Genomic DNA, 10535 nt, shown 5'->3' with positions numbered 1-10535 from the left:
CTGCTCTAGTAAGTCTTCACATATAGCAAGGCCACAATATGAGAGCAAATAAGTGACTAGTAGGAATCTAAGCATTAGTGTAACTATCACTTAAAGTGCTTTCTCAGTTTCGACAAATGCTGTTCACGGAAGGCAAAATCGTTGAGGCTACGCTGGGTCAAAAACGCTTCATCTAGCGCAACGCCAAGAACAACTTGTTCATTTACGATGGTTGATAAGCGCTTAGATTGCAGATTAAAGACCGTAATTTCACGCGCTAGCCACTTCCCGGACAGCTTCTCGTATTTTTTCATCAGAGTGCGTTTGTAAAGCTTGCCATGCTTGTCGTAACCTTGCACTTTAAGCGCTACAAATTTTTCTTTATCAATCCATAGAAGTAGCTTGCTATAGTTAGTCTTTCTTAGACGCACAGGCTTTGGTTTCGCTTCTATAACCCAAACTTGAGTTTGACCGTACTTTCCTTCTTGCAAAATCTTGTAGTCATATTCATCAGTTTTGCCACTTTCCATATCTTCTGTTGTAAACTCAGAACCAAAGAAAGCGACTGGTTCTTGATCATCAGATGAGCCACTCACCATTCGTTTCACCTTCCCCAAGGCAGACAGGTATAACCAAGACTCGGTATCTCTTGAATCATCTTCGTAGCTATATGTCAGCATGCCCACACCTTTTTCGCGGGCGGGTTCTAGAATGATAGAGATAGCTTTGCTGTCTTTTTTATTAACGCCAGCCTGAATGCTGTAGGATTCAAATCGTTTGATTCGTTTTGACTCGGTGCACGACACTTTCTTGCTCTTGATTTGAAAAGGACAAGAAGAAAGTGTCGATAGACTTAAGTTCATATCAGCCGTTTCTCGCTGAACTACATCCACTTTTTCCATAATACTTTTCGCATCATTAGCAGCTTGAGACAGTGTGCTAAATGCAATTAGCATCACCAAGGCCGAGACCTTAAAGCTTATCGTTTTCATGCGCCGACCTCCTCTTGACGAACAAGCGCTGCCATATGTTTTTTCCGCCCTAAATCTGGTTTTAGCCAGCTTATCAAGGCAGGCAGTAATAGTAAGTCTGAAGACAAAGCAACTACGATTGATAATGAACCAAAAATACCGGTTTTTGCCAGTCCCATATAGTCTGAGAAGGCAAGCATTGAAAAGCCAATCCCTAAGACTAGGGTAGTAAATGTTACCGCCTGGCCAACTTCTGAGATGGTGCTTTTAAGAGCCGCGTCAACATCACCAAGTTCAAACCACGCATCTCGATAATGTGCAACAAAGTGAATAGTGTCATCCACGGCAATACCAATAATTAAGGGAGCAATAATCAACGTGTCCGTATCTAAAGGTATATCTAGCAAGCCCATCAGACCGAAGGTAAAGAATGCTGGCAGGAGATTAGGAATCATTGAAATCAACCCTGCTTGCACAGAACCTAAAGAGAATATTAACAAGATCGTGATAATAACCAGTGCAAAAGCGAAACTCTTGATTTGTGCCCAGCTGATGTGATCGATTAACTCCATCATTAAGGCTAACTGACCTGTAACACTTACTTCAAGATCTGGATACTGAGCCTTTAAAGGTTCAAAATAACGATCTAGGTCAAGTTGAACCTGCTCAAAGAAATGGGTGTATTCGAACGAGCCCTTGTTCCGCAATTGAGCTGAAATATGAGTCTTGGAGTAGTCATCGCTTACAACATTTCTTCGGTCTCGGCTGTTGGCATTATCAAAGAGGTAAAGAAGCTGCGCCGCTAGAACTGGGTCTTCCGGCACGCGATCATAAGTGGGGTCCCCTTCATGCATTACCTTATTTGTATCTTTTACGAAATCAGCCAAAGAAAAGGTTTTAACAACGCTGTCAGGGTAGGTTTCGACCAAGTGAGCCTGGAAGGCATCAATCACCTTAAGTACTGCCGGTTCTTTAAGCGCATCAGACGATTTCATGTCAACAATAAACTCGAGATTCTGTGCCCCCATCATCTCCTTGTCGACCAAATCGTAAGTAACCCGAATCGGTGCATCTTCTTTTGCCAATTCGACTAAATTTGAGTCAATTTTTACTTGAAGCGTACCAATTACAAACAAGCCGAAAAGCGCGATATAACAAAGCGTGACAACTTTACTCTTTCTTTTAATGTACGCGGGTATTTTATCAAGGAAGTGTTGAAGCGAACTTGCTCTTCCTGCACCTCCACCCGACGCATACTTGCTCTTCTTTGCCTCGGCTTTCTTGGACGCTTTCAGATGATACGGATGCCAGAGATCTAGTAGTACAGGTAAAAGAAATAATGTAAAAATGAAAGCTACACCGACACCTAGGGCAGAATTTAAACCAAAGATGGCTATTTGAGGTAGATCGCTAATCATCAGGGCCATCATACCCGCCATGGTCGTGATGGTTGTTAAAAATATAGGGATGCCGGTTTTGCGATAGGCCATTCGCATCGCAGGGCGATGCTCCTCACCTTCTTGTCTGTATAGCATATATGCGCTCAGCACATGTACACAGTCAGCAGTTCCAACGGCCAGTATCAACATGAATGACAGACTCACCATTGTCGACAAAGTAACGCCAATTGCGCTCAGAAAACCTATAGACCAGAAGGCCGAAAACGAAATCACAACGACCGGCCAAACGACAGCTGAAAAAGAGCGAAACAGTATCCACAGCAAGGTAACAACGGCCAATAGCATTAAGCCCATTAACATCGACGCTTGAGCCATATTGTTCATGGCAAACTCCATCATGGCGGCGTTGCCTGTAAAGTGGAAACTGAAATGAGCGAATTCAGGCTTTGCAGCAACGGTACGCAGAGACGTCATAAAAACTAAGTACTCATCCATACTCATTTCTTCAAAATCAATAGGCTCATCACTGAGCTCCGTTGACACTATCTCAACTGCTGCGTCATCAAACTCAAATTCATCGCCTTGGAGTAAATCAACACCTTCGTCAACCTGGGGTTCTGAGGAAGAGATAACGCCAAAATCGGTTTTTATACGAATACCGCCGAATCTATGATCTGGCGAAAAGTACGCTAACTTAAAAGCGTCCTGCCCTAGCGCAATAGATTTTCGTTGCTCTAGCTCGAGATCGCTAGTTGGATAATCCTGAGCGTACAATTTCTTAGAGATAAGCGTGTCTTTATCTGCTACCTGATACCGCGCATTGTACAAACTGTCAATTTGATCAATTCGCTGAAGTATTCCACGATCAAATTCTGGAGAAACATCTTCGCTGCTTAGTCCAAGCCGGTGGTCATCGAGCTGCTGGTGAAAGGCCCTAATAGTGGCTACAGATTTTGATGAGAAAACATTTCCATCCTGAGCTTCGTAAACAATATAGATGCCGTCATCACTGCCAAACTGCTGTCGATATTTATCTAAAGAAACTTTAGTTGGATCATCATCTTTGAACCAGCTTTCGAGGGACATATCCATCGTAAACTTAGTGACCATTGCGTAAATAAAAGCCGCAGAGATAACAAAGAAGAGGCTGACGACAAACAAACGGCGCTTAAGTAGATAATCCGGAGCTCGCTCGAAAAAGGAATTAAGACTAGAGAGATAATTTTGCAAAAGTAGGATCCATTCAATTAGTTGGGCAAGGCGCTGACGATGACTTTGTATAGCAAATTTGAAGAATGCTGCAGTTTTGTTGTTATTCAAATGCGTAAGCAATGATAACGAATTTCATTTACAGAAAGCTATAAAGGCCATAACTAAAATAGCAATCAGTTCTCAATTTTAGTTAATTGTACAAAATCTAAACTACCCACTTTGATGTATATCAACCCCACCCCTTAAGCACTTGATAAAAGGAATAAATATATACCCCACTTGACATACATCAAGGCAAAGTAGGTAGAGGCGCTACAGAATCGGCTTGCTTCCAACTTTTGGCAAATAATAAGGAACGTGAATCATATGAATCAAACGCCTATTCAACCTAAGAACTACGATTATGGAGTAGTTCGGCAATTCACCATTATGACGGTAGTCTGGGGAATTGTCGGAATGCTTGTCGGCGTGCTTATCGCCGCGCAACTTGCATGGCCCGCACTAAATTTTGACTTACCGTATTTAACTTTTAGCCGCTTGCGGCCTTTACATACGAATGCAGTAATCTTTGCGTTTGGTGGTTGTGCACTCTTTGCAACCTCTTATTACATAGTCCAAAGGACATGTCATACGACACTGTTCGCGCCTGGTCTGGCGAAGTTTACCTTTTGGGGTTGGCAGTTAATCATTGTATTAGCAGCAATCACTCTGCCTCTTGGTTTTACGCAAGGCAAAGAGTATGCAGAGCTAATCTGGCCAATAGACCTACTCATTGCAATCGTTTGGGTTAGCTATGGTGTTGTATTCTTCGGCACGTTGGTAAAGCGAAACGTTTCGCATATCTACGTTGCTAACTGGTTCTATGCAGCGTTCATTATCGCTGTAGCGGTACTTCATATCGTTAACAACTTATCTATTCCTACTAGCCTGACTCATTCCTACCCTGTCTTTTCGGGTGCAACCGATGCAATGACTCAGTGGTGGTATGGACACAATGCTGTTGGCTTTTTCCTAACTGCGGCGTTTTTAGGCATGATGTACTACTTCGTTCCAAAGCGTGCGAATCGCCCTGTATACTCCTATAGATTATCAGTTGTACACTTCTGGGCTTTGATCTCTATTTACATGTGGGCTGGTCCGCACCATTTGCAATACACTGCTCTACCAGACTGGGCCCAGTCACTTGGTATGGTGTTCTCCTTGGTTCTATTAGCTCCGTCATGGGGTGGTATGATCAACGGTATCATGACGCTATCTGGCGCATGGGATAAGTTACGCTCTGACCCGATCCTTAAGTTCCTGATTGTATCCCTATCGTTCTATGGCATGTCGACCTTTGAAGGGCCAATGATGTCGATAAAAACCGTCAACGCACTATCTCACTATACTGACTGGACAGTTGGGCACGTTCATTCAGGTGCGCTTGGTTGGGTTGCTTTTATTACTATCGGTTCCGTTTACATGCTTGTTCCTGAGCTATTTAACAAAAAGCGCATGTATAGCGAATCGCTGATAAACAGTCATTTCTGGATCGCAACAATTGGTGTAGTACTTTATATAGCATCAATGTGGATCGCTGGTGTAATGCAAGGCCTAATGTGGAGAGACATGGGTGACGACGGTACGCTGACATATACTTTCATTGAAAGTATCAAAGCTAGCTACCCCTACTATGTCGTACGTGTACTTGGTGGATTAATGTTCTTGGTTGGTATGTTGATGATGGCATATAACGTAATTAAAACCATCGGTTCTTCCGAGTTAGACAACGAAGCATCCAACAAGGAGGCAGCATAATGAATCATCAAACTATTGAAAAGAACAGCGCACTACTTGGTGTATTAATTGCCCTAGTAATTAGTGTTGCCGGTTTGGTTGAAATCGTTCCGCTGATGTTTCAAACACAAACGACAGAACCAGCACCAGGCGTTAAACCTTACACAGCGGTTCAGCTAGCGGGCCGCGACATCTACATTCGTGAAGGTTGTTACAACTGTCACTCACAGATGGTTAGACCTTTCGCTGATGAAGTGTTGCGATATGGCCCTCCGTCAGTTGCAGGTGAATCAGTTTACGACCGCCCGTTCCAGTGGGGTTCGAAACGAACAGGTCCTGATTTGGCACGCGTTGGTGGCCGTTACTCTGATGAATGGCATCGTATACATTTAATCAATCCTCGTGATTTGGTGCCTGAATCAAATATGCCAAGCCTCCCTTGGTTAGCCGAGGCACCAGCAGAAACTGATAGCATTATAAGCAAAATGGAAGCCTTACGTTTACTAGGCCATCCCTATTCAGACGAAGAAATCGCTAACGGGCCCGCCCAGCTAGCAAATATGACTGAAATCGATGCTTTGATTGCATACTTGCAAGTGCTTGGCACTGCAAACAACGGGAGATAAGCATGGGCGAATTACAGCACACACTAAGCGGTTTAATGACCGGCATGCTTTTGCTTACGTTCATCGGAATTTGCTTCTGGAGCTGGAGTGGCAAGCGTAAAGAAGCGTTCGAGGAAATGGCAAATCTTCCCTTGGATAACACTGCAACGAATACTTGCAATAACAAAGAAAAAAGTGAGGCCTAATTATGAGTACAGGATGGAGTATTTTCATCAGTGTATTGGTCATCGGCAACCTAGTTGGTGTCATGTGGCTACTGTTCGCGACTTCTTCAAAGAAGTCGGATGAGAGCGGTGAGGTCGAGTCTACCGGACATGAATGGGACGGTATATCCGAACTGAATCACCCACTACCAAAGTGGTGGTTTAACATGTTTATTCTGACAACTATTTTTGCAGCAATTTACATGTACCTTTACCCTGCACTAGGTAATAACGAAGGTTCATTAGGTTGGACTCAACTTAATCAGTTAGACGCCCAAATGGAAAAGAATAGAGCGGACCGCGCTGCCTTCTTTTCTCAATTTGAGGGCAAAACAGCTGAAGAACTTCAAGCAAATACTGAAGCAATGAAAACTGCTTCACGCTTGTTTGACAATAACTGTTCGCAATGCCATGGTTCCGATGCTAAAGGCTCAAAAGGCTTTCCGAATCTTGCAGATGATGACTGGCTATACGGAAATAGTTCAGATTTGATTTCGCAGTCAATTCTAAATGGCCGTCAAGGCGTGATGCCTGCTTTCGGCGCAATTTTAGATGACACGCAAAGATCTGACCTTACTCAGTACGTGCTTAGCTTAAGCAATCAGTCCACTGACGCGACCAAAGCAGAACAAGGCAAGGCAAGCTTTGATATGCAATGCGCTGCTTGCCATGGCATTGACGGTAAAGGCAACCAGCTGCTTGGTGCGCCCAACCTTACTGACAATATTTGGTTATATGGCGGACTGTTAAGAGATATTGACGCCACGATAGCCAATGGACGTAACGGCAACATGCCGTCGCACAGACATTTGTTTAGTGAGCAAGAAGCTAAAGTTCTATCAGCTTATATTTTGTCTCTATAACTTTGTCATCAAGGTGTAATTCAGCGCCCAATCATTTATATAGGCGCTGAATTACACCAATATTTATAATGATCCGAGGTCAATGATGATTCGAATTATCATATCGCAACTACGCACGATTGTTCCCGAGGAAGAATTACAGTCGAAAGTTTTCTGGCGCTCATTTGGTGTTATGGCTTGGGTGTCTTTTTTATGCGCAGCACTGGCAACAATGCTTTTCTTCGCAGCATTTGATCCGATAGAGTTATCAAGTATCGCGACTTTCCCTGTAGAGTTTAGCCCAAATGCTCTATATACATTAGGCTTTTTCCTCTTTTGGGTGTTTGGTTTTAGCTGCACAGCTTTGAGCTGTGTCTTATTGGCCCTACCTCTTGCCAAACGACAAAAATCCTTGTCAGAACATTACGATGAGGAAGCTGACTAGTCGGCTCAAGACAAAAACAACTTGCAGCTGCTCCTAGGCCTGCAGGCATCTAGTTCTATCTGTTTACATTGGTGTTAATTAATGGATATTGAAAACAAAATTGCACATCGCTTCAAGTCTTCCGACAGCAACTTGTATGCAAGTCATGAAAAGGTACACACCCGTGAAGTAAAAGGTGTTTTCCAATCGCTTCGCAAAGCAATGATGTTTACACTGCTCGGGCTTTACTATTTTGCAGCCTGGTTTACATGGGATGGACATCAAGCAATTTTGTTCGATTTACCGGAGCGCCAGTTTCATATTTTTTGGCTAACGTTTTGGCCTCAAGACTTTTTCTTTCTAGCTTGGCTATTAATCATGGCTGCGCTCAGCCTATTCTTTTTTACAGCCTTGGCTGGCCGCTTATGGTGCGGTTATGCCTGCCCCCAGACCGTCTGGACTGAAGCCTTCGTTTGGATGGAACGCATTATTGAGGGTGACCGAGGCGCACAGCTTAAGCTGGAAAAGATGCCCTGGAATGCTGAAAAAATTCGCAAACGGGGGACCAAGCAGCTTGTATGGCTCCTGTTCTCATTATGGACCGGTTTTACCTTGGTCGGATATTTTACACCTATACGCGAGTTATCAGCGTCTTTGTGGACAACGCTGTCTGGCACCTACACTCTTGGGCCCTGGGAAACTTTCTGGATCCTATTTTATGGTTTTGCGACTTATGGAAACTCTGGCTACCTCAGAGAACAGGTATGCTTATATATGTGCCCTTATGCACGCTTCCAAAGCGCCATGTTCGATAAGGACACTCTGATTGTCTCCTACGACGATGACCGTGGCGAGCCAAGAGTTAAGGGTAAAAAAAGAAAGGAAATGGCCGACCAGGCAGGTGACTGTGTTGACTGCTCTTTATGTGTGCAGGTCTGCCCTACTGGCATCGATATTCGCGAAGGCTTACAGTATGAGTGCATTGGCTGCGCAGCTTGTGTGGATGTATGTGACCAGGTAATGGAAAAAGTCTCGAAACCTCAAGGTTTGATTCGCTACACCACTGAACATTCCTTACATCACGAAAAAACTAAGATTCTTAGGCCGCGAATTGTCGCTTATGCTATTTTGTTAGTTGCTTTATTTGTTGCCTTTGTTATTGCCATTGCAATGCGTTCACCGCTAGCAGTTGATGTACTCAGAGATCGTGGTGCACTATACCGCGTTATCGACGCGTCTAATATTGAAAACGTCTATAACTTTAAGGTGATGAATAAAAGTAAGAATGCGCAAACATATCAAATTGATGTGTCCGGAATTGACGGCGCAAAGGTTTCTTACAATGAAGTGCAAAAAATAGCACCAGGCGAAGTTGGCAATGTTACCGTAACCGTTGCAAGCCCCGTAGCGTCTTTAGATAAACCTATTGAAACTCTTGAGTTTACAATCTCTACCAAGATTGAGGATGATATATATAAGGTTCAAGAAAGTTCTCGATTCTTCAGCCCAAGATAGCACCGTAATCACAATACCTACCCAGAGATGGAATATAACAATATGAACGATACAAATAATAAACCTCAAACTGCCTGGTATAAGCAGTTTTGGCCTTGGTTTTTAATAGCATTACCAGCATCAGTTGTTGTCGCGAGCATGTTCACAATCTCGATTGCTATAGATAGCGCGCCAATAATTACTGACCGTGAGATCGGGCGATTTGCCCGTGAAGAAGTGAAAGAACCTTAAGCTTATACTTGCAGTTTTCCGACGATGCTTTCAAGCTGATTAGCAAGATCAGCTATCCTCTTTGAGTCTTCGCTAACACTCATTGCATTAAGTAGAACGTGGTCGGCTCCTTTTTTGACTTCCTCTAGGCCATTGCTCACAGCGAGACTTGTTTGGCTCTGCTCTTCAGCGGCAGACGCCACGACAAGATTACTGCGATTGATACGATCACTTAGGGAGCGAATATCAGAGAATAAAGCAACCGTACGCTCCGAGCTCTCAACGCTGTTGTTTGCTGTCGAGGTACCTTGATCCATTACCCGAATAATATCGCTGGTTACACTTCGAATTGCATTTACAAGCTGCTGTATCTTCTCGCTCGACTCATGTGCATGTTGAGCGAGCGAACGAACCTCATCTGCAACCACCGCAAAGCCACGACCAGACTCTCCTGCTCTTGCAGCTTCAATTGCAGCATTGAGCGCCAAAAGATTAGTCTGTTCAGAGATTACCTGTATCTCGCTTGTTGTAGAATCTATTCTCTTCGTATCATCTTGCAAGGTTGATATCAAAGTCGAAACTTGGTCGATCTCCTGACTTAGCGTATGTGTAACATCCTTGGCTTGTTGGACTTCTAGCTCGCCCGAAGCAGTGAGATCAGCCGCAGACGAACTAACTTCATGCATCTCTGAAGCGCTGCTGGCCACTTCCTGTGCGGCAATTGTTAATTGCGCAATTGACTCTAGAATTGCCGCAGTTTCCTGCTGTTGCTCAGACATATCCCGCTCGGTTCGATTTGCATTCTCCTGAAGGCTTGCAGCAGATTGATGCAGCGATCCAGCAGTATCCATAAGCACTTTAACGGTACTTTGATAATTATCTTGCATGGCATTAAAAGCCTCAGCCATGTCGCCCACTTCATCAAGACAATCTATTTCTACTCTTGCAGTTAAGTCACCATTCTTCCTAACATGTCTCATAACTGATTTTAGATTATCAATATGACGTTCAAAGAAGGTAATCAAAATCTGTGAGCAGACTAAAAGAACTAACATCAAGACAAATACGACGGAGGCAAAATTGAGCGCTTGAGCTTTAAACATTTGTATCAAAGAAGGTTTAACGGCTACACGCGCAATGATTGCGCCATTGTCAAGACTCGCTTTTGTAAGAGTCACGGCAGGGAACTCATCGAGCCATCCACCACCAAAGGTAACAAGCAATTCTTTTGCATCGAGCGCCTTGTCGATAGACTCACTTGAAATTGAATTGTGAACATTTTTACCAGTAAAATAATCTTGCTGACCTGACTCACGGTAAATCAGGTTATTACTAGCTGCTGTCAATGCCCGGTACTCTAGTGGGTCCAACTCTTTT

At 43.7% G+C, this 10535-nt stretch carries 10 protein-coding genes; 7 read left to right on the top strand and 3 right to left on the bottom strand.

Translation table 11 applies throughout. The features are described from left to right. Positions 1–86: 86 nt before the first annotated feature. Both A3761_RS17690 and A3761_RS17685 read right to left on the bottom strand, forming a co-directional pair. Complete coding sequence (locus tag A3761_RS17690; RefSeq protein ID WP_068506535.1) at positions 87–971, bottom strand: outer membrane lipoprotein-sorting protein; 885 nt, start codon at positions 969–971, stop codon at positions 87–89. Next, entirely contained in the window at positions 968–3580 is a 2613-nt protein-coding gene (locus tag A3761_RS17685; RefSeq protein WP_156491928.1) for an RND family transporter, read from the bottom strand. Before A3761_RS17685 ends, A3761_RS17690 begins: the two co-directional genes overlap by 4 nt. A gap of 348 nt (positions 3581–3928) precedes the next feature. Here A3761_RS17685 and ccoN point away from each other — a divergent pair, with 348 nt between their 5' ends. From ccoN to A3761_RS27860, 7 genes are all read left to right on the top strand, one after another. Then, a complete protein-coding gene (ccoN, locus tag A3761_RS17680; RefSeq protein WP_068506532.1) occupies positions 3929–5359 on the top strand; it encodes a cytochrome-c oxidase, cbb3-type subunit I in 1431 nt (476 codons plus the stop codon). Beyond that, on the top strand, positions 5359–5964 hold the full coding sequence (ccoO, locus tag A3761_RS17675; protein WP_068554743.1) for a cytochrome-c oxidase, cbb3-type subunit II: 606 nt from the start codon (positions 5359–5361) through the stop codon (positions 5962–5964). Before ccoN ends, ccoO begins: the two co-directional genes overlap by 1 nt. 2 nt (positions 5965–5966) lie before the next feature. Next, on the top strand, positions 5967–6149 hold the full coding sequence (locus A3761_RS17670) for a CcoQ/FixQ family Cbb3-type cytochrome c oxidase assembly chaperone (protein ID WP_068506528.1): 183 nt from the start codon (positions 5967–5969) through the stop codon (positions 6147–6149). A gap of 2 nt (positions 6150–6151) precedes the next feature. Then, on the top strand, positions 6152–7030 hold the full coding sequence (ccoP, locus tag A3761_RS17665; protein ID WP_068554745.1) for a cytochrome-c oxidase, cbb3-type subunit III: 879 nt from the start codon (positions 6152–6154) through the stop codon (positions 7028–7030). Positions 7031–7112: 82 nt separating this feature from the next. Further along, positions 7113–7454, top strand: coding sequence for a hypothetical protein (locus A3761_RS17660; protein ID WP_156490703.1), 342 nt, complete (start codon positions 7113–7115; stop codon positions 7452–7454). Positions 7455–7535: 81 nt separating this feature from the next. Continuing rightward, on the top strand, positions 7536–8948 hold the full coding sequence (gene ccoG, locus A3761_RS17655; RefSeq protein WP_068506518.1) for a cytochrome c oxidase accessory protein CcoG: 1413 nt from the start codon (positions 7536–7538) through the stop codon (positions 8946–8948). Positions 8949–8990: 42 nt separating this feature from the next. Beyond that, entirely contained in the window at positions 8991–9179 is a 189-nt protein-coding gene (locus A3761_RS27860) for a FixH family protein (RefSeq protein ID WP_068554747.1), read from the top strand. 2 nt (positions 9180–9181) lie between these two features. On the opposite strand, the gene A3761_RS17645 is transcribed toward A3761_RS27860, so the two are convergent. Beyond that, the coding region (locus tag A3761_RS17645) for a methyl-accepting chemotaxis protein (protein WP_068750606.1) at positions 9182–10535 on the bottom strand (1354 nt) is incomplete at its 5' end.

This window comes from Oleiphilus sp. HI0123 (assembly GCF_001635315.1).
Note: the sequence above shows the minus strand (reverse complement) of the source record. Positions and strands in the feature narration are given on the sequence as shown.

Bases quoted from the DNA above. Each gene is read 5' to 3' on its own strand.
- A3761_RS17690 (WP_068506535.1), bottom strand. From the start codon at position 971: ATGAAAACGATAAGCTTTAAGGTCTCGGCCTTGGTGATGCTAATTGCA.
- ccoN (WP_068506532.1), top strand. From the start codon at position 3,929: ATGAATCAAACGCCTATTCAACCTAAGAACTACGATTATGGAGTAGTT.
- ccoO (WP_068554743.1), top strand. From the start codon at position 5,359: ATGAATCATCAAACTATTGAAAAGAACAGCGCACTACTTGGTGTATTA.
- A3761_RS17670 (WP_068506528.1), top strand. From the start codon at position 5,967: ATGGGCGAATTACAGCACACACTAAGCGGTTTAATGACCGGCATGCTT.
- ccoP (WP_068554745.1), top strand. From the start codon at position 6,152: ATGAGTACAGGATGGAGTATTTTCATCAGTGTATTGGTCATCGGCAAC.
- A3761_RS17660 (WP_156490703.1), top strand. From the start codon at position 7,113: ATGATGATTCGAATTATCATATCGCAACTACGCACGATTGTTCCCGAG.
- ccoG (WP_068506518.1), top strand. From the start codon at position 7,536: ATGGATATTGAAAACAAAATTGCACATCGCTTCAAGTCTTCCGACAGC.
- A3761_RS27860 (WP_068554747.1), top strand. From the start codon at position 8,991: ATGAACGATACAAATAATAAACCTCAAACTGCCTGGTATAAGCAGTTT.